The organism is Streptomyces sp. 1114.5, assembly GCF_003635085.1.
Lineage (GTDB): Bacteria > Actinomycetota > Actinomycetes > Streptomycetales > Streptomycetaceae > Kitasatospora.
In genome coordinates this window covers 2203559-2223059 of record NZ_RBXE01000001.1, presented here as the reverse complement: position 1 = coordinate 2223059, position 19501 = coordinate 2203559, and the positions used below count along the sequence as shown (strand labels likewise).

26 protein-coding genes and 2 pseudogenes are annotated in these 19501 nt (G+C 68.7%); 11 read left to right on the top strand and 17 right to left on the bottom strand.

What is annotated here, in order from left to right; all coding sequences use genetic code 11:
- Positions 1-23 precede the first annotated feature (23 nt).
- Together BX285_RS09825 and BX285_RS09820 are read left to right on the top strand one after the other, a co-directional pair.
- Positions 24-515 carry a hypothetical protein gene (locus tag BX285_RS09825; protein WP_147465136.1) on the top strand — a complete coding sequence of 164 codons (492 nt, stop codon included), beginning with the start codon at positions 24-26 and terminating at the stop codon, positions 513-515.
- Between the two features lie 44 nt (positions 516-559).
- The gene (locus BX285_RS09820; protein WP_121174922.1) at positions 560-973 is read left to right on the top strand and encodes a CoA-binding protein; all 414 of its coding nucleotides are present in this window, start codon (positions 560-562) and stop codon (positions 971-973) included.
- Position 974: 1 nt separating this feature from the next.
- On the opposite strand, the gene BX285_RS09815 is transcribed toward BX285_RS09820, so the two are convergent.
- From BX285_RS09815 to BX285_RS09805, 3 genes are read right to left on the bottom strand one after another with little or no spacing between them, the layout of a single operon-like run.
- Positions 975-2189, bottom strand: a complete 1215-nt coding sequence (locus tag BX285_RS09815; RefSeq protein WP_121174921.1) for a dipeptidase — start codon at positions 2187-2189, stop codon at positions 975-977.
- A 33-nt stretch (positions 2190-2222) separates the two neighbouring features.
- Positions 2223-2759 (bottom strand): 5-(carboxyamino)imidazole ribonucleotide mutase, encoded by a 537-nt coding sequence (gene purE / locus BX285_RS09810; protein WP_030058571.1) that lies wholly within the window; start codon positions 2757-2759, stop codon positions 2223-2225.
- Positions 2756-3895, bottom strand: coding sequence for a 5-(carboxyamino)imidazole ribonucleotide synthase (locus BX285_RS09805; RefSeq protein ID WP_097237630.1), 1140 nt, complete (start codon positions 3893-3895; stop codon positions 2756-2758). The genes purE and BX285_RS09805 overlap by 4 nt, the downstream gene beginning before the upstream one ends.
- Before the next feature lie 302 nt (positions 3896-4197).
- Between BX285_RS09805 and BX285_RS09800 the strand changes: the two genes are divergently transcribed.
- Both BX285_RS09800 and BX285_RS09795 read left to right on the top strand, forming a co-directional pair.
- The gene (locus tag BX285_RS09800) at positions 4198-4758 is read left to right on the top strand and encodes a GtrA family protein (RefSeq protein ID WP_183107040.1); all 561 of its coding nucleotides are present in this window, start codon (positions 4198-4200) and stop codon (positions 4756-4758) included.
- A gap of 109 nt (positions 4759-4867) precedes the next feature.
- A complete protein-coding gene (locus BX285_RS09795) occupies positions 4868-5560 on the top strand; it encodes an ester cyclase (RefSeq protein WP_097237628.1) in 693 nt (230 codons plus the stop codon).
- A gap of 58 nt (positions 5561-5618) precedes the next feature.
- Here the strand turns inward: BX285_RS09795 and BX285_RS09790 are convergent, their stop codons facing one another.
- A complete protein-coding gene (locus BX285_RS09790; RefSeq protein WP_097237627.1) occupies positions 5619-6866 on the bottom strand; it encodes an ATP-binding protein in 1248 nt (415 codons plus the stop codon).
- 83 nt (positions 6867-6949) lie between these two features.
- Positions 6950-7624: a response regulator transcription factor gene (locus BX285_RS09785; RefSeq protein WP_030058577.1), complete on the bottom strand. Its 675-nt coding sequence runs from the start codon at positions 7622-7624 to the stop codon at positions 6950-6952.
- Positions 7625-7953: 329 nt separating this feature from the next.
- On the opposite strand from BX285_RS09785, the gene BX285_RS09780 reads away from it, so the two are divergent.
- On the top strand, positions 7954-9477 hold the full coding sequence (locus BX285_RS09780; protein ID WP_097237626.1) for a peptide MFS transporter: 1524 nt from the start codon (positions 7954-7956) through the stop codon (positions 9475-9477).
- 254 nt (positions 9478-9731) lie between these two features.
- On the opposite strand, the gene BX285_RS38250 is transcribed toward BX285_RS09780, so the two are convergent.
- The 3 genes from BX285_RS38250 to BX285_RS09770 form a co-directional block, all read right to left on the bottom strand.
- Positions 9732-10037 carry a hypothetical protein gene (locus tag BX285_RS38250; protein WP_259470477.1) on the bottom strand — a complete coding sequence of 102 codons (306 nt, stop codon included), beginning with the start codon at positions 10035-10037 and terminating at the stop codon, positions 9732-9734.
- Positions 10034-10582: a hypothetical protein gene (locus BX285_RS38245; RefSeq protein WP_259470476.1), complete on the bottom strand. Its 549-nt coding sequence runs from the start codon at positions 10580-10582 to the stop codon at positions 10034-10036. Before BX285_RS38245 ends, BX285_RS38250 begins: the two co-directional genes overlap by 4 nt.
- Positions 10583-10683: 101 nt before the next feature.
- Positions 10684-10881 carry a hypothetical protein gene (locus tag BX285_RS09770; RefSeq protein WP_097237624.1) on the bottom strand — a complete coding sequence of 66 codons (198 nt, stop codon included), beginning with the start codon at positions 10879-10881 and terminating at the stop codon, positions 10684-10686.
- Positions 10882-10965: 84 nt separating this feature from the next.
- On the opposite strand from BX285_RS09770, the pseudogene BX285_RS09765 reads away from it, so the two are divergent.
- Both BX285_RS09765 and BX285_RS09760 read left to right on the top strand, forming a co-directional pair.
- Positions 10966-11142: pseudogene (locus tag BX285_RS09765) on the top strand (XRE family transcriptional regulator); the annotation flags it as partial.
- A 4-nt stretch (positions 11143-11146) separates the two neighbouring features.
- Positions 11147-11617 carry an NUDIX domain-containing protein gene (locus tag BX285_RS09760; protein ID WP_097237622.1) on the top strand — a complete coding sequence of 157 codons (471 nt, stop codon included), beginning with the start codon at positions 11147-11149 and terminating at the stop codon, positions 11615-11617.
- 48 nt (positions 11618-11665) lie between these two features.
- Here BX285_RS09760 and BX285_RS38240 read toward each other — a convergent pair.
- Positions 11666-11804: pseudogene (locus BX285_RS38240) on the bottom strand (IS5/IS1182 family transposase); the annotation flags it as partial.
- A 202-nt stretch (positions 11805-12006) separates the two neighbouring features.
- Here BX285_RS38240 and BX285_RS09755 point away from each other — a divergent pair.
- Both BX285_RS09755 and BX285_RS09750 read left to right on the top strand, forming a co-directional pair.
- Positions 12007-12369, top strand: a complete 363-nt coding sequence (locus tag BX285_RS09755; RefSeq protein ID WP_121174919.1) for an alpha/beta hydrolase — start codon at positions 12007-12009, stop codon at positions 12367-12369.
- A 167-nt stretch (positions 12370-12536) separates the two neighbouring features.
- Positions 12537-12989 (top strand): hypothetical protein, encoded by a 453-nt coding sequence (locus BX285_RS09750; protein ID WP_121174918.1) that lies wholly within the window; start codon positions 12537-12539, stop codon positions 12987-12989.
- Between the two features lie 145 nt (positions 12990-13134).
- Here the strand turns inward: BX285_RS09750 and BX285_RS09745 are convergent, their stop codons facing one another.
- The 8 genes from BX285_RS09745 to BX285_RS09710 form a co-directional block, all read right to left on the bottom strand.
- A complete protein-coding gene (locus tag BX285_RS09745) occupies positions 13135-14268 on the bottom strand; it encodes a methyltransferase domain-containing protein (RefSeq protein WP_121174917.1) in 1134 nt (377 codons plus the stop codon).
- Positions 14265-15239 (bottom strand): ATP-grasp ribosomal peptide maturase, encoded by a 975-nt coding sequence (gene tgmB, locus BX285_RS09740; protein ID WP_121174916.1) that lies wholly within the window; start codon positions 15237-15239, stop codon positions 14265-14267. The genes BX285_RS09745 and tgmB overlap by 4 nt, the downstream gene beginning before the upstream one ends.
- A gap of 1 nt (position 15240) precedes the next feature.
- Positions 15241-15579, bottom strand: a complete 339-nt coding sequence (locus BX285_RS09735) for a hypothetical protein (RefSeq protein ID WP_259470475.1) — start codon at positions 15577-15579, stop codon at positions 15241-15243.
- A gap of 110 nt (positions 15580-15689) precedes the next feature.
- Positions 15690-16508, bottom strand: a complete 819-nt coding sequence (locus tag BX285_RS09730) for a helix-turn-helix transcriptional regulator (RefSeq protein ID WP_259470474.1) — start codon at positions 16506-16508, stop codon at positions 15690-15692.
- On the bottom strand, positions 16505-17026 hold the full coding sequence (locus tag BX285_RS09725) for a DUF6879 family protein (RefSeq protein ID WP_121174914.1): 522 nt from the start codon (positions 17024-17026) through the stop codon (positions 16505-16507). Before BX285_RS09725 ends, BX285_RS09730 begins: the two co-directional genes overlap by 4 nt.
- Positions 17010-17216 carry a hypothetical protein gene (locus tag BX285_RS09720; protein ID WP_121174913.1) on the bottom strand — a complete coding sequence of 69 codons (207 nt, stop codon included), beginning with the start codon at positions 17214-17216 and terminating at the stop codon, positions 17010-17012. The genes BX285_RS09725 and BX285_RS09720 overlap by 17 nt, the downstream gene beginning before the upstream one ends.
- A gap of 299 nt (positions 17217-17515) precedes the next feature.
- Positions 17516-17770: a hypothetical protein gene (locus BX285_RS09715; RefSeq protein WP_121174912.1), complete on the bottom strand. Its 255-nt coding sequence runs from the start codon at positions 17768-17770 to the stop codon at positions 17516-17518.
- Positions 17767-18129 (bottom strand): ATP-binding protein, encoded by a 363-nt coding sequence (locus BX285_RS09710; protein WP_121174911.1) that lies wholly within the window; start codon positions 18127-18129, stop codon positions 17767-17769. Before BX285_RS09710 ends, BX285_RS09715 begins: the two co-directional genes overlap by 4 nt.
- Positions 18130-18337: 208 nt before the next feature.
- Here BX285_RS09710 and BX285_RS09705 point away from each other — a divergent pair, with 208 nt between their 5' ends.
- The gene (locus BX285_RS09705; protein ID WP_121174910.1) at positions 18338-19276 is read left to right on the top strand and encodes a helix-turn-helix transcriptional regulator; all 939 of its coding nucleotides are present in this window, start codon (positions 18338-18340) and stop codon (positions 19274-19276) included.
- On the top strand, positions 19269-19469 hold the full coding sequence (locus tag BX285_RS09700; RefSeq protein ID WP_121174909.1) for a DUF397 domain-containing protein: 201 nt from the start codon (positions 19269-19271) through the stop codon (positions 19467-19469). Before BX285_RS09705 ends, BX285_RS09700 begins: the two co-directional genes overlap by 8 nt.
- Positions 19470-19501 lie beyond the last annotated feature (32 nt).

The following is a 19501-nucleotide window of genomic DNA, read 5'->3' as shown; positions in this document are numbered from 1 at the left end:
TACCGGAGACCGGGGGGTTCTTCATGCACACCGAACGCGCTGACGGGGTCGACAGGACCGACAGGCGGGCCAAGCGGGCCGGATGGGCCACCAGGCTGTCGCTGACACTGCTGGGCGTCGTCCTGATCGCGCCGCTCGCCTGCTTCGGCTTCCTCGCGCTCCTCCTGACCCAGGGCGGCAAGCCCCACGCGGCCACCTGCTCGGAGGCGATGGGGTTCGCGGGCGGCTCGATGCCCGCCGAGGCCACCGAGACCGTCTGCACGGACGACGGCGGCTGGCTGGACCGCGGCTACACCGTGGAGTTCCGGATGCCCCGGGCCGAGCTGGCCACCCGACTGGCCGCCGCCTTCCCGCGGGTCCGACTCGGCACCGACAACGCCACCGGCCTGAGCTTCGCCAACGCCCAGGAGACGGATGCCGCGCGCCCGGGCGGGCAGGCCATGTTCCTCTACCTGGACGCCACCTTCGACGCCGGCGGCACCGCCCGGGTCAGGCTCCGCGCCTTCGACGCCTGAGCCCGGACCGGAATCCCACACCCCCGGGCGTCGTTGGCACCGGCATGACGAGCTACGGCGACGAAGCGACGGTCCGCGAGATCCTCACCGGCACCGGGGACACCTGGGCCGTGGTCGGCCTGTCCACCAACACCTCCCGGGCGGCGTACGGGGTCGCCCGGGTGCTGCAGAAGTACGGCAAGCGGATCGTGCCGGTGCATCCGAAGGCCGAGACGGTCCTCGGCGAGCCCGGGTACCGGACGCTCGCCGAAGTGCCGTTCCCCGTCGACGTGGTGGACGTGTTCGTGAACAGCGCGCTGGCCGGGGAGGTGGCCGACCAGGCGGTGGCCGTCGGGGCGAAGGCGGTCTGGTTCCAGCTGGGGGTGGTGGACGAGGCCGCGTACGCGCGGACCCGTGAGGCCGGGCTGACCATGGTGATGGACAGGTGCCCGGCCATCGAGATCCCGCGGCTGGGCTGAGTCAGTCCGCCTGGCCGTCCAGCTGCGCGATGGTGGCGATGGACGGCCGGCGGCTCGCCCGCAGGCCGGTGGCGACCGACTCGGCGTCGCGCAGGACGCGGACGGCGTTGTGCCAGGTGAGCTTGGCCAGGTCGGCCTCCGACCAGTGCCGGCCCAGGAGTTCGGCGATCAGGTTGGGGTAGCCGGCCACCGAGTCGAGGCCGTCGGGCAGGAAGGCGGTGCCGTCGAAGTCGCCGCCGATGCCGATGTGGTCGATGCCGGCGACCTCGCGCATGTGGTCGAGGTGGTCGGCGACGGTGGCCGGGGTGGCGATCGGGCGCGGGTGCCCGGCCTCGAAGGCGTGCTGGATCTGCATGGCCGCCGGGGTGGTGTCCAGCGGGTGGAAGCCGTGGGCTCGCATGTTCTCGTCAGCAGCCAGGGTCCACTCGATGGCCGCGGGCAGGATGAACTTCGGCACGAAGGTGGCCATCGCCACGCCGCCGTTGGCGGGCAGCTGGGCGAGCACGTCGTCCGGGATGTTGCGCGGGTGGTCGCAGACCGCGCGCGAGGAGGAGTGCGAGAAGACCACGGGCGCCTCGGTGACCCGCAGGGCGTCCCGCATGGTGTCGGCGGAGACGTGCGAGAGGTCGACCAGCATGCCGAGCCGGTTCATCTCCCGGACGACCTCCTCGCCGAACCGGGTGAGCCCGCCGGCCACCGGCTTGTCGGTGGCGGAGTCGGCCCACGGCACGTTGTCGTTGTGGGTGAGCGTCAGGTAGCGCACGCCCAGCTCGTACAGGGCGCGCAGGGTGGCCAGCGAGCAGTCGATGGAGTGGCCGCCCTCGGCGCCCATCAGGGAGGCGATCCGGCCCTCGGCGCGGGCGGCCTCCATGTCGGCGGCGGTGCGGGCCAGGCGCAGCCGGTCGGGGTAGCGCCCGACCAGGGCGTGGACGAAGTCGATCTGCTCCAGCGTGGCGCTCACCGCGTGGTCGCCGGCCAGCGAGGCGGGGACGAAGACGGACCAGAACTGCGCGCCGACCCCGCCCTCCGCGAGGCGGGCGAGGTCGGTGTGCAGGTGGCCGCTCTGGTCGGCGGCGAGGTCGAGCGCGCCGAGGTCGTACCCGGCCTGCTCGCGCATCGCCCACGGGAGGTCGTTGTGGCCGTCCACCACGGGGGCGGTGCGCAGCAGGGCGCGGGCGGCGGCCAGCGGGGTGGCGGAGTCCGTCTGAGAGGTCATACGGGCTGTTCTACCCCACCCCGTCGGCGGGTCTTACTTGCCGAAGCCGAAGGAGCTGGAGCCGGCCACCTTGGCCCGGAGCTTCTTGCCCTTCTCGGTGGCCTGGGTGTTCAGCTCGGCCTGGAAGTCGGCCATCCGCTCGGTGAGTTCGGGATCGAAGGCGGCGAGCATCCGGACCGCGAGCAGGCCCGCGTTGCGGGCGCCGGCCACCGAGACGGTCGCGACCGGCACGCCGGCCGGCATCTGGACGATCGACAGCAGGCTGTCCATGCCGTCCAGGTAGCGCAGCGGCACCGGGACGCCGATGACCGGCAGCGGGGTGACGGAGGCGAGCATGCCCGGCAGGTGGGCGGCGCCGCCGGCGCCGGCGATGATCGCCTTCAGGCCGCGCTTGTGGGCGTTCTCGCCGTACGCGACCATCTCGCGGGGCATCCGGTGGGCGGAGACGACGTCCACCTCGTACGGGATCTCGAACTCGTCGAGGGCCTGGGCGGCGGCCTCCATGACCGGCCAGTCGGAGTCCGAACCCATCACGATGCCGACGACGGGGCTCGTAGCGGTGGAGGTCATTCGGTGATCGTTCCTCGCAGGTAGGCGGCCGCGTGGCGGGCGCGCTCGCGGACGTCTTCGAGGTCGTCCCCGAAGACGTTGACGTGGCCGACCTTGCGGCCGGGCTTCACGTCCTTCCCGTACATGTGGATCCGCAGCCCGGGGTCGCGGGCCATGCAGTGCAGGAAGGCGTGGTACATGTCCGGGTAGTCGCCGCCGAGGACGTTGACCATGACGGTCCACTTGGCGCGCGGCCGGGGGTCGCCGAGCGGGAGGTCGAGGACGGCCCGCAGGTGGTTCTCGAACTGCGAGGTGACCGCGCCGTCCTGGGTCCAGTGGCCGGAGTTGTGCGGGCGCATGGCCAGTTCGTTGACCAGGATGCGGCCGTCCCGGGTCTGGAACAGTTCGACGGCGAGGTGGCCGGTGATGCCGAGTTCGCCGGCGATGCGCAGGGCGAGCTGCTGGGCCTCGTCGGACAGGGCCGGGTCGAGGTCCGGCGCGGGGGCGGTGACCTCGGCGCAGACGCCGTTCTCCTGGACGCTCTCCACCACCGGGTAGGCGACGGCCTGTCCGCTGGGCGAGCGGACCACGTTGGCGGCCAGCTCGCGGACGAAGTCGACCTTCTCCTCGGCGAGGACGGGGACGCCGGCCAGGAAGGGGGCCTGCGCCTCCTGCTCGTTGTCCACGACCCAGACGCCCTTGCCGTCGTAGCCGCCGCGGACGGTCTTGAGGACGACGGGGTAGCCCTCGCCCTCGTCGGCGAAGGCGGTGACGTCGGCCGGGTCGGCGACGATCCGGTGCCGGGGGCAGGGGACGTCGATGGAGTCCAGCTTGGCCCGCATCACGCCCTTGTCCTGGGCGTTGACCAGCGCGTCCGGGCCGGGGCGGACGGCGATGCCGTCGGCCTCCAGGGCGCGCAGGTGCTCGGTGGGGACGTGCTCGTGGTCGAAGGTGATCACGTCGCAGTCGGCGGCGAAGCGGCGCAGGGTGTCGAGGTCGCGGTAGTCACCGAGGACGACGTCGGAGACCACCTGTGCGGCGGAGTCCTGGGGCGTGTCGGCGAGGAGTTTGAACCTGACCCCGAGCGGGATGCCCGCCTGGTGTGCCATGCGGGCCAGCTGCCCGCCACCGATCATGCCGACCACTGGAAAATTCACATTGCCCGGGGAAGTCACCAGGCCAGGATATCCGGGCCGGTGGGGGGTGTTTCCGCCGCAGGTCGGCGCTGTGGAGCGGACGCGCGTAGACCTCGCGTGGACGTCGCGTGGACCCCCCGTGGACCTCGCACGGCCATCAACCCAGGAGTCAAGCGGCTCAGCCGTTCGGTGGAAGCGGGTAGCCTGGACGGCTAGGTCCTGGTCTACGCGGTCTGATCATGTGCGTGCACGCAGGGCTCAAGGGGCGGCCGCGCCGCCGCGTTCAGCCCTTTCGTCCCGCACGCACATGGAGGCAGTCCGGTATGGCGACGACCACAGCTTCGAAACCCTCACTCGCGCAGAAGCTGCGGGGGCTCCAGGGCGAAGTCGTGAAGTTCGGCATCGTCGGCCTGAGCGGCGTGGTGGTCAACTTCGCCGTCTTCTGGGTCTGCATCAACGGCCTGGGCCTGGCCTCGGTGCGCTCGAACATCGCGGCGACGGTGATCGCGATCGCCACCAACTACCTCGGCTACCGCTACTGGCTGTACCGGGACCGCGACGCCGCCTCGCGCAAGCGGGAGATCACGCTCTTCCTCGTCTACAGCGGCATCGGCATGCTGATCGAGACCGGCGTGCTCGGCTTCTCGGTGTACGTGCTGCGCCTGGACTCGCACTACGAGCAGCTGGGCGCCAAGGTGATCGGCCTGGCGGTGGCCACCGTCTTCCGCTTCGTCTCGTACCGCACCTGGGTGTTCAAGGCCGCGCCGGACCCGGTCGAACTGCCCACCCAGCAGGCGACGGGCACCGCCGGCGACCAGGGGCTGACCGCCCAGGCCGAACTGCTGCTGGCCACCGAGCCGGTCCGCTACGCCAAGGCCGACTAGGGCCTGTCCGCTGCGCTTGCCGCCTCCGGTGCCACCGGAGGACAGTGGTTACCGAGGGCGAGCACGGCGCGCGGACGACCATGGCCGAGGGGGGTCCAGGAGGCTCGCCATGACGTTCGTCCAGATCATCGACTGCAAGACCGACAAGCTCGACGACCTCAACAGGCTGATGGACACCTGGGTCGAGGCGACCCGGGGCAAGCGGACGGCCTCCCACGCGGTGGTCGGCACCGACCGTTCCGACACCAAGCACGTGGTGGAGATCGTGGAGTTCCCCTCCTACGAGGAGGCGATGAAGAACTCCGACCTGCCCGAGACCGACCGGATCTTCCGCGAGATGGTGGCGCTCTGCGACGCGCCGCCGACCTTCACCGACCTCGACGTGGTCCGCGACGCCCAGTTCAACAAGGCCACCGCCAGTCGCGTCCTGGACGAGCTGTCCCGCGGGAACCTCGACGTCATCGACGAGTGCATGACCGCGGACTACCGCGACCACGACTACGGCAGCGAGGGCGACGCGACCGGCATCCAGGCGTTCCGGGAGCGCTGCGGCGGCTACGTAGGCGCCTTCGATTTCACCTTCTCCGTCGAGAGCCAGATCGCCGAGGGCGACGAGGTGGCCACCCGGTGGACCTGGCACGCCACCCAGAAGGCCGACTTCATGGGCGTACCGAACACCGGCAAGTCCGTGGTCGGCCGCGGCACGACGACCTTCCGCTTCGAGGACGGGAAGATCTGTGAGGGCTGGTGGCAGTGGGACGTCATGAGCCTGATGCGTCAGCTCGGCGTGCTGCCGAGCTGACCGGCGCCTGACACCCGACCGCTCTCAGTCCTCGTGGCTGCGCCCGAGACCGCGCCCCTCAGTCCTCGTGGCTCCGCCCCAGGAACAGCGCGAACACCGCCGGCTTCAGCGAGAGCAGTTCGAGCCGCCCGCCGTCCGCCTCCGCGAGGTCGCGGGCGACGGCGAGCCCGATGCCGGTGGAGTTGCGGCCGCTGACGGCGCGCTCGAAGACCCGGTTGCCGAGGTCCGCCGGCACGCCGGCGCCCTGGTCCTGCACCTCGACCACGACCGAGGTGCCGGACGGCCGGACCCGCAGGGTGATCGTCCCGGCGCCGTGCATCAGGGAGTTCTCGATCAGGGTGGCCAGCACCTGGGCGACCGTGCCCGGCGTCCCGACCGCGGTGATCCCGTGCAGGCCCTCCAGGGACAGCACCCGGCCCTGCTCGCGCAGCGTCGGGCCCCACTCCTCGACCTGCTGCTTGATCACCTCGTCCAGGTCGAAGGCGACGGCCGTGGGGCTGCGCGGGTCGCGCTGGGTGGTGAGCAGCCGCTGGACGACGTCGGTGAGCCGTTCGACCTGCTGGAGGGCGATGGCCGCCTCCTCCTTGACGGTCTCCGGGTCCTCGGCGACGGCGGTGATCTCTTCCAGCCGCATGGAGAGCGCGGTCAGCGGGGTGCGCAGCTGGTGCGAGGCGTCGGCGGCGAGCCTGCGCTCGGCGGTGAGCATCCGGGCGATCCGTTCGGCGCTGGTGTCCAGCACCTCGGCGACCCGGTCGAGTTCGGGCACCCCGTAGCGGCGGTCGCGCGGGCGCGGGTCGCCGGAGCCGAGCCGCTCGGCGGTCTCGGCGAGGTCGGTGAGCGGCCGGGCGAGCCGCTTGGCCTGCCAGACGGCGAGCGCCACGGCGGCCTGGACGGCCAGCAGGGCGACGACGCCGAGCAGCAGCAGGTTGTTGGCGATCTCGTGGTCGACGTCCTCGCGGGACTGCTCGACGGTGACGGTCTCGCCGCTGTTGCCGCGTTCGACGGCCTTCAGCAGGTGGTTGCCGGCCGGGCGCTCGCCGACCGAGACCACCTGCTGGCCGGGGACCTGCACCTCGACGTAGCTGCCCTCGGTGACCTGGCTCTCGAAGGCCCGCCCCTCGGTGACCGACTCGCCCGCGGCGATCCGGCTCTCGACCAGGGCGAGCACCCGGACGGCGGCCGCGTCCACCCGGTCCTGGGCCGAGTTGACGATGGTCCGCTTCTCGACCAGGGCGAGCGGCACGCAGAACACCACGACCACCACCAGGACGACGCCCAGCAGCGAGTTGATCATCCGGCGTTTCACGCTGCCGCTCCCCGTGGTGTTCCGCTGCTGTGGGCCGAGGGCCCGATCTCCGTAAGGTCCGGTCCCCGTGAGGGGCTGAGGGGCTAGTTCTTCTCGAACCGGAACCCGACGCCGCGCACGGTGGCGATGTAGCGCGGGTTGGCCGCGTCGTCGCCGAGCTTCTTGCGGAGCCAGGAGATGTGCATGTCCAGGGTCTTGGTGGAGGTCCACCAGGTGGTGTCCCAGACCTGCCGCATGATCTCCTCGCGGGTGACCACCCGGCCGGCGTCGCGGACCAGGACGCGCAGCAGCTCGAACTCCTTGGCGGAGAGGGTGAGCTCCTCGTCGCCGAGCCAGGCGCGGTGCGACTCGATGTCGATCTTCACGCCGTGCGCGCCGGTGGTGAGCTGGTCGACGTTGCCGCGCCGGAGCAGGGCCCGGACGCGGGCGAGCAGTTCGGCCAGGCGGAAGGGCTTGGTGACGTAGTCGTCGGCGCCGGCGTCCAGGCCGACCACGGTGTCCACCTCGTCCGCGCGGGCGGTGAGCACCAGGACGGGGCAGCTCTTGCCGTCGGCGCGCAGGCGGCGGCAGACCTCCAGGCCGTCCATCTCGGGCAGGCCGAGGTCGAGGACGACGAGGTCGACCTCCTCGGTGAGGCCGGCGGCCAGTGCGGTCGGACCGTCCTCGCGGACGAGCACCTCATAGCCCTCGCGTCGCAGGGCCCGGGCGAGGGGTTCGGAGATCGCCGGATCATCCTCGGCAAGCAGCACACAGGTCATGTGGTGATGGTAGTCCGCCGGGGTATACCCGTACGCCCTGTGAGGTAGTTCACAGAGCGTGATCGTTATACAAGCATCTCATCGTGCCCAACAGGGCGTTGGCGACCGCCCGTTCGGCGAAGAATCCCCGCTTGGATCTTGAAACCGAAGGGAGACCAAGCCATCTACCATCGATAGCAGGGGAAGATCTGTCGCGAGCTTTACCATTCCCATACCTGATTCGCGGCTTTTGTCAGCCGATAAAGCCAAATACCGCCACGTAGAGTGGTTTCGTCCACGTCTGCCGCCACCCCCCTAGGCGGACGTCTTCAGGCAAGGAACCACTACACATGGCGTCTACGACCCGGGCCGCCGACATCGCGTCGGCTTCCCCCAGCGGCAAGACCTTCCTCGGCCACCCCCGAGGACTCGCCACGCTGTTCATGACCGAGATGTGGGAGCGCTTCTCCTACTACGGCATGCGCGCCCTGCTCATCTACTACCTGGTCTCCGGCGGTGCCGACGCGGCAGCCGGCAGCCAGGGCGGTGGCCTCGCCATGAAGGCGACGATGGCCACGGCCATCTACTCCGTCTACGTGTCCATGGTCTACCTCATGGCCTACCCCGGTGGCTGGTTCGGCGACCGGGTCTGGGGCGCCCGCAAGACCGTCACCGTCGCCGGTTTCGTGATCATGGCGGGCCACCTCGCGCTGGCCGTCCCGGGCCAGGCGGCGTTCTTCGTCGGCCTGCTCCTGGTCGCGGTCGGCTCCGGGCTGCTGAAGGCCAACATCTCCACGATGGTCGGCCACCTGTACAACGGCCCCGAGGACCCGCGCCGCGACGGTGGTTTCACCGTCTTCTACATGAGCATCAACCTCGGCGCCTTCGCCGCCCCGTTCATCATCGGAACGGTCGGCAAGGAGTACAACTGGCACCTGGGCTTCGCCCTGGCCGCGGTCGGCATGGGCCTCGGCCTGACCCAGTTCCTGCTGGGCACCCGCCACCTCAGCCCCAAGAGCAGCAAGGTCCCCAACCCGCTGCTGCCGGCGGAGCGCAAGAGCCTGCTGGTGAAGGTCGGCGCGGTGCTCGTCGTCGCCGCCGCCTTCTACCTGATCGTCGTCGCGGCGGGCATGTACACCCTGAACTGGGCGCTCGTCCCGCTGACCATCGCCGGTCTGCTGATCCCGGTCGCCGTGCTGGTCCGCATCAAGCGTGACAAGGACCTGAACGCGGGCGAGCAGTCCAAGATGACCGCCTACATCTGGTTCTTCGTCGCGGCCGCCGCGTTCTGGATGATCTACGACCAGGGCGGGTCCACCCTGTCCCTGTTCGCGGACAAGAGCACCGCCGACTCCGTTCTCGGCTTCGGCTTCTCGTCCACCTGGTACCAGTCGCTGAACCCGCTGTTCGTGATGGCGCTCGCGCCGGTCTTCGCCTGGCTGTGGCTGTGGCTGGCCCGCCGCAACAAGGAGCCCAACACCATCACGAAGTTCTCGATGGGCCTGCTCCTGATCGGCGCCTCGTTCTTCGTCTTCATCGTCCCGATGAACATGGCGGGCGACGGCACCAAGGTCTCCCCGATGTGGCTGGTCTCGATCTACATGATCCAGACCATCGGCGAGCTGTGCCTCTCCCCGGTCGGCCTCTCGGTCACCACCAAGATGGCACCGCAGAAGTACGCCTCCCAGATGATGGGCGTCTGGTTCCTCGCCGTCACCGCCGGTGACTGCGCCACCAGCCTCCTCTCGCTGGCCGGCGTCAACCTCGACGGCACCGGCATCATCGCGGCCCAGGCCGCACTCGCAGCCCTCGCGGGCTTCGCGGTCTACAGCTACCGCAAGCGCGTCCAGTCGCTCATGGGCGGCGTGCACTGACGCACTGACGACCGGCTCACGACTCCGGGGCCGCCGTGGATTCCTGAGATCCACGGCGGCCCCGGTCGTTTTGTGCCTGCCGTGCCCGGCGTGACGACCGACTCCCTGCCGCGACCCCCCATGACTCCCGACTCCGCTGAGCATCGCTACCGCTGCCCATGACGGATCTGCGCCAGGCACCGGTGGACAGCCGCAAGCCCTCGGCAGTTTCTCCCGCCGAGGGCTTGCGTGCTTCGCGGTGGCACTACCCGCAATCACCCGGTGAGTACGGGGTCCGCGCCGGTGGGCGGTCGAACGCCGGTCAGCTCGGCCGCTCGGTCGGCCAGCAAGGGGGCCAGCTCGCGATACCCCCCTCGGGCAACGGCTTGCAGCATCTCGGCCAGGGCGACCAGTTCCCCGATCCGGCCGGCGGGAGTGTCGAGCACCGATGCGAACTCCGACCGGAGACGGGTCGCCACCGTGGGGACGAGCAGACTGTTGGCGTGGAGCAGACCCGGGTCGTAGCCGACGGGCACCAACCCCCAGCGCTCCCAGTCGAGCAGGGTGAGCGGGGCCGTCACATTGCCCCAGTGCAGATCAGCATGGCCGGTGACCCGCTCGACCTTTCCGGTGCGGGAATACCGAGGAACTGTGGGAAGGCCCGCTCGATCCACCCGGGCCGGACGGTGGTACGGACGCCTTCCGCCTGGCCGAGCCGGCTCAGGGCGCGGCGCAGGCTGCTCCACCATTCGTCCGGTAGGCCGGGGTCGTGGGCGAGGTCGGCCCGATCCGGCGAGATGACCGGGTGGGTCACGTAGTCGGTGACCTCGGCCTGGTAGACGTACTCGCCCTCCGGCCAGTCGATCACGTCGTGCAGCTGTGGTCGGGGGACATCGTCCGGAACCAGGGTGGACGCGCCGACGATGCCCTCGCCCGGCTTCCGCTGCGCGTTGGCCTTGGTCGTGCAGTTGACCCGCAGCCACCGGTTGCCGGCGCGTCGGCCCATCGTCCGGCCCTGGAAACCCCAGGCCGCGGGGCCGGTACAGATCAGCCCCAGGAGCAGGGCCGCGGTGTGGTGGGCGGCCTCCATGCGAGCCTGGGTCGCCTCATCCGCCGGCGAGTTCATCAAGGATGCTCCTCAGACGTTCAGGTGCCAGGGGGACGGCCACGGCCTTGGCCGCATCGTCCCAGTGTTCCGGAGCAGGCGGAGGAGGTTGAGCAGCGTGCTCACCGACGCGCAATCGCCTGAACGCGCAGGAAGTCGGCCCGGCCGACTTCCTGCGCCAGGCAAACCGGGACGCCGAACTCCGCGACATCCGGTTCGAGAAGTGCGACCTCACCGGAGCGCAGTTCGCCAACGTCGCCATTCAGTCCGGTGTCAGCTTCGACAACTGCACGCTGGTCGACGTCGGAGGCGCCGCACACCTCAAGGGCGCCACGGTGCGAGGCCCAGGATCCATGGAGCTGGCCCTGAGCCTCGCCAGGGAGGCCGGCATCGTATTCGAGTCCAACAGCCTCTACCGGGCAGATGGCGAAGTCCTGGTGAATGCACACGTGTGGGGGGTCAATGCCTTCGCAGCACCCGTCTGGCACCTGCGACAAACCGGCGCAGGAACGCTGTTCGACACCTATGCTGCGAGCTTCGACGCGGTATGGAACGCCGCACTACCGGCTGAGGAGAGCTGATCACGTGGCACGGACGGAGTTCTACAACGACCCCAACGCGCCTGAGCCGAACCGGCTGGTCGTGGCAGCCTCCGCAGTGGTGACGGATCCCGAAGGACGCGTCCTGCTCCAGCGACGCACCGACAACGGGCTGTATGCACTGCCGGGTGGAACGATGGATCTCGGCGAATCGCTTCCGGACACGGCCGTACGAGAGGTCCGTGAGGAAACCGGCCTCGACGTCGAAATCACCGGCCTCGTCGGCACGTACACCGACCCCCGGCACGTGATCGCCTACTCGGACGGCGAAGTCCGACAGCAGTTCAACGTCTGCTTCACCGCCCGCATCACGGGTGGCGAACTGCGGATCTCGGACGAGTCCACCGACCTTCGGTTCGTCGCCCCGAGCGACATCGAAGGGCTGCCGATGCACCATACTCAGCGCCTCCGACTTCAGCACTTCCTGGAGCGCAGGGCCATCCCCTATCTCGGCTGACGGAAGACACCCCGCGAGGCCTCGCCCCGGGGGTGAGCGAGGCCTGACGAACACGCGCTCAAGGACCCACCAGACCTTGCCAGCCCGGAACCGTGGGCAACGCCGCTCGGGCGATCAGCGGTTTGATGCCGTGCTTCCACAGCAGACGGAGGGACTTGTCGAAGTCATGACCGCGGTCGGCGTGCGGCGGCCGATGCCGAACTCGGCGAGCGCGTAGGCCGATCACGACGGGTGCCCGAGGACGGCACGCACCGGAACAGAGCGCGGACGACGCCGGCCGGCACAGTTGCAGAAGCAGCGCAAAAGCCATGTTTCGCTAGAACAAGACTAATCGTCTGATTTTAGATGAGTATCTGTACGGATAGAGAGCGGTCGATCACCGAACTAGCCTGACGACGCTGGTCGGTGCGGCTGCCGCGGGTGGGAATGGACTGGGTGCCGACGACATCGTCGCCATCGCGAGTCCCGGGATGACCGTCGACCGTGCCGACCAGCTCCACATCGACCCGAAGCACTTCTGGACCGGCAGGGCGGCGGACGACCCGATCGAATATGCCACGGGACTCACTCTCGGCGACGACCCGATGCTCGACCGGTTCGGAGGGAACAACTTCCTGGTCGATACGTCCGGGCACAGCGGGTACTGGGATGGCGGCGAGAGCCTTGCCAACCAGGGCCGCATCATCGTCGACGTGCCGCCGACCACGGTCCCCAAGGTGCACCCCAACGCATCGTCCGTCCGTGACCACTAGAACCGGGCCGTCCACGGCTTGCCTGTACCGGTAGTCACCCTGTCCCGGCCGCAAGGACTCTCACTGTGCCGCTCTCCCTTCCACGACCCGCCGCTCGCCGTCTCGGCGCCCGACGCCTGGGCGCTGCCGCGATAGCGCTCTGCCTGCCACTGATCCTCGGAGGATGCATGTCCACGCCCGGCCCCAACGATCCTCTCCCCGTCAAGGCTCGCCAGGACGCCCAGGACTGGGCCCAACACATGACCGAGTACATGGCGCAGACAGCTGGAGTCACCCTCGACCCCGGCAGCGTCGAACCGTTCTTCAGTGACTGCGTCGGCAAACACGACGAGGTCCGGGAAGACGGCCGGTACAAGCTGTCGTACGCGGTCTACAGCTCCGCCGCACGCGAACAGCACCCTGAGGCCGTCCGCAAGATCCGCACGATGCTCGAACAGCAGGGCTTCAAGATTGACGGCTACCGGGAGGACATCGACGGCAAGGTGGACACGATTCTCGACGCATCCCAGGCTTCGAGCCGATACCTGGTCACTGTCGAGACGACGAAGGGAGGGCTTCTGGCCTTCAGTGTCAGAACCCCTTGCCTGATGCCTCCCACACCAACAGGGGCTCCTCACTGACTGATCGTTCCGCATGCAGGTCCTCCGTGCACGGCAGAGCGGTACACCCCAAGAAGCCCTCACGTACGAGGTACTTCACCGTTTCGCCCTCCGGTAGCGGGATGTACGTCAGCATCGCAACCGGAAGTGGGGATCGCCGCACAGGTCAGAGATTCCAGTGGCTCGACGTGCCGTCCGGAGCCGTGTAGCCCACGAACTGGTGTCCTTCCGGCCCGGCTTCGACGGTGAACCACTCGCGGCGGGGCCGGTTCTCGTCGAGCCAGCTCCGGTGCGCGGCCTCGACGACGTGCCAGAGGTCGCGGGGACCGCTGAGGGCAACGCTGGACGAACCGTCGGGATGGTCCAGTACGCGGGCGACGGACCCGTCCGCGAGGTCGTGGAGCGTTGGGCCGTGCCGGATGACGGTGGGCGCGAGGTGGATCCCCGCCCAGAAGGAGAATCCGGGATCGTCCAGCTCCCGGGCGCTGATCCCGGTGAGCCGGCCACCCGTCTGCCGTTCCGGAACTTCCGGACGGACGTCCTCCCCCGAGCGCAGCGGCATGAAAGCGGCCGGGCGGTGGAGGAAGCGCCCGGCCGCGCGTCCGTCCGGCAGCTTGGCCAGCCTGGCCACCGCACCGCCGACCGGGGCGACGATGAGGCCGCCGGGGGCGCACTGGTCGAGCCAGGCCTGGGGGAGGCGGCGGACTCCACAGGTGGCGATGATCCGGTCGTACGGTGCACCGCCCGGGTAGCCATCAGCCCCATCAGCCCGGACGACGACGGGCTCGAAGCCGGCCTCGTGCAGCCGGGCGCGGGCGGCGGCCACCAGCTGTTCCGTACGGTCGATCGTGGTGACGTTCGGCGCTCCGGCCAGGTGGCAGAGCAGTGCGGCGTTGTAGCCCGTCCCCGTCCCGATCTCCAGCACCCGGTTCCCCGGCCGGACATCCAGCGCGTCGAGCATGTCGGCCATCAGACTCGGCAGCGTGGACGAGGAGGTCGCCACCCCGTGCCGTTCTTCCGGACCCGCGCCATCCGCGTGTACGCCGTCGACCTCGGTGACGAGCACCTGGTTCGCGTAGACCTCCCGAAGCCACGCTTCGCCCGCCGAGTCCTCGGCCCGCCACGGCCGGTGGAGGCCGCCGTCCTCCCGGTAGAACGCGGGGACGAACGGATGGCGGGGCACGTTCAGGAACGCCTCGACCACCCGCGAGGACAGCACCGCGCTCCCCCGCTCGATCTCCGAGGCCAGCCCGATGCGCGCCCGCAGGAGTTGCGCATCGTCGTAGTGGGCGGTCGTCATGCCCGGTCGGTCCCTTCCAAGTAGTCACAGATGGCGGCGGTGATGGGCAGACCAGTGGCCTGCTCGATGAACCCGTACTGCCCGTTGGGATTCACCTCAAGGAACGTCCAGTCACCCGAAGGCGAGACGACGAAGTCGAACGCGCCGTAGGGGAGCGCGAGTTGGTCGAGCAGGCGGTGGATGCCGTTCGCCACGGCCGACGGCGGCTCGCAGACCCGGTAGCTCAGGCTGTCGTAGTCACTGCGCCAATCAACCCTTGCCGCATCGGAGTCGGCGTGGATCTCGGCCGCGAACAGCTGCCGGCCGACGGCGGTGAGCCGCACCTCGTGGGCCTTGGGCACCCACTCCTGGAACAGATGTGCCGTGGTGGAGATCGACGGATCGCCGATGTCGTCGGCTGCCAACACGCTCGCGTAGACGGCAACCGATCGGCCGCCGAGCGTCCCGCGAATCGGCGTGAAGGGCTTGTACACCACTGGAGTTCCGATGTGAGAAGCGAACTCCCTGGCGGACTCCGGGTCGTTGGTGATCAGCGTCCGGGGGACTCGCAGTCCGGCTTCGACCGCTGCCCGGAGCTGCAGCGGCTTGTACTCCGCGTCGGCCGCGCGGCCGGGTGGTGGCAGCCAGCGGCAGGACAACGCCGACAACAGGCCTCCGAACCCGCGCCGCGCCTCGGCGGCAGCCACATTGCGTGCCTCAACGGACATCGCCTCCGGGAACACCGGTGCGGTCGGACGTCGGTAGTAGACCGCGCGCACGGCCGAGAGGTCGAGCCTGCGCCGTGCCGTGGTCAGCGTCCCGCCCCAGCCGGCCGCCCCGTCGAGGCTGGCCGCCAGAGCCAGCCTCGACGGGAACCACGCCGTGTCCGCCCGGAAGACGGGGGTCCCGCGCCGGTTCAGTTCCTCGATCACGAGATCGGCGGTGGGATCGAACGTCCCCGTGAGCACGAGGACGGAATCGGCGGTCGGCATCTCAGTCGTTGCTGCTTCCGGGGTCGTCCGGCGCGTCCATCTGCCCGGACGGCTGCGTGGGGCCGTACGTCTTGGGCGGGGTGCTGGTCATGTAGACGCCCGGGGGAAGTCCCTCGTAGGTGCAGGTCTGCGTCTCGTCGTCGTAGCCGATGTCAGAGGGCAGGATTCCCCCGGCCCCGGTGACCGGCACCAGGAACCGGAAGGCGAACGGGCTCTCCGGGCCCCGCTCGCCGTCCAGTTCGGCCAGGGCCGTCGCCCCGGCCGCCCCCATCGGCAACCGGGACTCCGCCCGGTCGAAAACCGGGACACCTCGCGGTCGGCTCAGAACGGTGGTGGGCATGTGTACCTCCGTGTTGTCGCGCTCCCGTTTACCGGGCATGCGCCAACATAGGCGCAATCAAGGGGTGCTCGGAGGGAATTTCCTGTTCGCTCAACAATTCACCAAGGTTCCTAGCGCCGCAGGAAGTCGTCCCGGATGTCCTCGACCATGCTCCGCATCTCGCGGCCCGTTACAGCCGCCAGCTCGAACGCCTGGAACTTGGCAGCATACTGATCCACATCCTTCGGCTCGCTCGTCGTGATTTCCGCGTGTGGAATTTCCACGATGACCAAGCGCGAGTCGAACATCACGAACGAGCAGGTCGGAAGATGTGCTTTCGGAGCCCCCTGGGGCACCACTCCGACGATGATGTTGGGCAGTCTTGACATGGTCACGAGCTTGTCCAGCTGTGCGGCCATCATGGAGGGCGGAAGGATCTCCCACCGCAGCACGGACTCGGTGACCAGGAAATGGAATGCCCTGGCCCGGTCGAAAAGGATCTCCTGGCGACGCAATCGGGCGCCGATCATCTTCTCCAGAACTTCGGGGGTGAGTTCGGAGTGCTGTTGCACGGCCCTGATGTACTCCGGAGATTGCAGCAGGCCGGGGATGCAGGACGGTTGGAAGACGCGAAGGAGCCGAGTTCGGGCCTCTATCGCCCTGATCTCCTCCTGGTGCTTGTGCAAGCCGGCACGGCGATAGATTCGCCATGCCGTGGCCTCTGTCGCAATGGTGCGCGCGGCCTCGGCAAGTCGGGCTTTGACCTCCTCGGGGACTTCCAAGGCCGTGAGGATGCGCTCCACATCGATCACGCTGGGCGCGAGCCGCCCGTTCTCGATCTTGCTCAGTTTGCTCGGAGACATGGCAGCACTGCGGGCGACCGCTTTGGCCTCCTTCCCACCGGCCAGCCGCAGTTCCCGCAGTGCTCCACCGAGATCTATGCCTCTCACGCGTTTCCGTACCGCTCCCACCAGTCGGCGAACGGCACCGCGTGCGCAAGGGCGGTGTCGCGGTACTTGAGCCACTTCTCGGCGGTCGGCTCCTGGTCGGCACCGAGGAAGGTGCCACCGTCGCCGTAGCGCATGGTGACGACCTTCGACTCGTCGAAGGCCCAGAAGTCGGGAACGCCTTCGAGCGGGTTGGGCTGCTCGGTGGTGTCGAGGATGAAGAACTCCTCACCGGCGGTCTGGTTCTTGGTGTAGCCCCAGCCAAGTTCGTACCGGAGGTACGGAGTCAGCGGTCGGGCAACGATGTGGACCCGGTACATGCGCTTGCCGCCGCTGGTGCTCGCCTGGACTTCGTCGGCCCAGTCCTGGTTGTAGTCGGCCGGCTGCGGTTCGCCGTCGAGGAACGACCGGAGGTACTCCGGATCCGACGATCCGCTGTAGTCATCCAGCGTTTCGAGCCTGAACGCCTCTCGCCGGAACGTCGAGAACAGGTTCTCGAAGTCTTCACCCGAGATGCTCATTGGGAACCCTCCGAATCAGCGCAGCCGGAATGCGAACCGCGGTCTCCCCGGCGGGAAGCCGGATCGTCGCCAGCGCTGCCGGGTCGGCCACGACGTATCCCTGGATGATGAGGTCTCCCGTGCCGTCAACGGCATACACAGTCGGGCAACTGCCCTTCTCACACTCTCCAGCAAGGCGTGTCAGCTTCATGATTGAGCTCCCTCCCCTACGGCTGGCGTCTCGTTCGATGCTCCCGAAGCCGTGACCGCAGGGTCAAGGCTCGACAGTTGAGAGAACGGGAAACCGCTCGAAGGTCACCGAATCGGGTGATCGAACCTGGCCAGTCACCGGCGCACGCGCACCCGCGAGGCCTCGCCCCGGGGGTGGGCGAGGCCTCCGCGTGGTTCAGCGTTGCTCGTCGCGGTCCTCGGGGCGGGGGATGTTGCGGGTCGCGAGGGCGACGGTGGCGATGGCGAGCAGGGCGGCGAGGATCGCGCCGACGAAGAACCTCACCGGTGCCACTCCTCGTCGTCATCGTCCAGGTCTCGGAGCAGGTGGAGGAGGTTGAGCAGAGTGCTCACCGGCGCGTTCCCGAAGTCGATCAGGAGGCGCCCGTCAATGGTGGTCTCCCCCGGCGAGGCGGACCCCCAGAGGAGCCCGTGCGGCAGGCCGCGCCGGTGCAACTCGCCCAGGAGGGACATGATTTGGGGCTTGGTGTAGTCGCGCATCCGGGGGTCCTCCGGCAGGAAGGGGTCGCGGGTCACGCGACGGAGTCCAGCTCGTACCAGACGCTTTTGCCGCGCTTCAGCGGGTCGACGCCCCAGCGGTGGGTGAGGCCCTGCACGAGCTGGAGGCCCCGGCCGGTCTCGGAGAAGTCGGCGGGGGTCCGCTGCTGGGGCAGGGCGTCGTTCTCGTCGGAGACGGTGACCCGGAGGGTGCAGCCGAGGAGCGAGAACCAGACGACGGGCGCGGTGGTGTTGCCGTGGCGCCAGGCGTTGACGATGAGCTCCATCAGGGCGAGTTCGGCGTTGAAGATGGTCTCGGTGTCCCAGCCGTTGCGGGCGAGGACGTCCCGCAGGGCCTGCCGGGACAGGGTGAGCGAGGGGGTGTTACGGGTGCACACGGGAACCTCCGTGAGGCGGTGGTGTGGGAGAGGTGATGACGGTCGTCACCGTGAACCAGGCCGGGGCGGCGGCTGCTCTTCGGCGCGCGGGCAGCAGGCGCCTACTGCCCTTGAACGCAGGCATTACTGACGATCCGTCGGATCGAGCTGTGAACGACGATAGCCCATCCGGCCTTAGAACTTAGCGAGATGCAAGAAGGTTCCCCCGATGGTGCACTGGCCTCGGTGGCGACCCGACTGCACGGCACGGCAGACTGGCGCCTGTACCCGCAGAGAGGACGCCATGGTCAACCGGATTCCGACCCTTCGTCAGCGCCGACTCGGAGCCGAGCTACGACGGATGCGCGAGCAGGCCGGCTTCGGCGGCAGCCATCTCGCCCGCCTGCTCGGGGTGACGCCCGCCTTGGTAACTCAGATGGAGAACGGGAAGACCGGCATCAGCGTGGAACGGCTGCGCGAGATCGCGGCAGCTTGCATGTGCGCCAACGAGCCCTTGATCGACGCCCTGGCGGACACTGTCATGGGGAACGACAAAGGGGCTTGGTGGGAGGAGTACCGCGGGAGCCTCTCCGAGAACTTCCTAGAGGTTGCCGAAATCGAGAGTCACGCTCGGGCGATATCTCTCTACACGATGGCCTTCATCCCTGGGCTACTCCAGACCGAGGCCTACACATCGGCCATTTTCGGTCGCTCCTACCCACCGCTGCCGCGCCATTCAGTTGAGCTGAGGACAGCATTCCGCATGCAACGCCAGCACATCCTTCGATCCGGCGACTTGCCCTACTCTGCGTACATCCATGAGGCGGCGTTGCGCATGCAGTTCAGCGGGGCCAAGGTTCAAGCCGAACAGCTCGGTGCCCTCATCACAGCCTCTGAGCAACCCAACATCTCGGTTCAAGTCGTCCTGTTCGACGTCGACATGATCCCACTCCCCAACGAGAACTTCACATACCTCGAAGGTCCAGTCCAGGAACTCGACACAGTCCAAGCGGACTCGGGCGTTGGCAACTTCCTCTTCGATGCACCCGCCCACACGGCTCGATTCCGGTCATTGCTTGCCCAGATCGACTCGGCTGCCCTCCCGGTAGACGAGTCACGAGATTTCATTCGATCCATCAAGAAAGACATGGAAAGCAAGTATGTCTAACTCTGTTTGGCAGAAGTCCACTTACTCCGGATCCAACGCCGACTGCGTTGAGATTCGTACTGTCGACGGGCTGGTCGAACTCCGGGAGTCCGACGACGGCGACGTCATCGTCCGCACCACATCCCTCAAGTTCGCCGCGTTCCTCCAGGGCGCAAAGGCGGGCGAGTTCGACGACCTCACCACCACCCCCTGAGCGAACCGTTCCGGCGGCCTCTTGCACCCTGC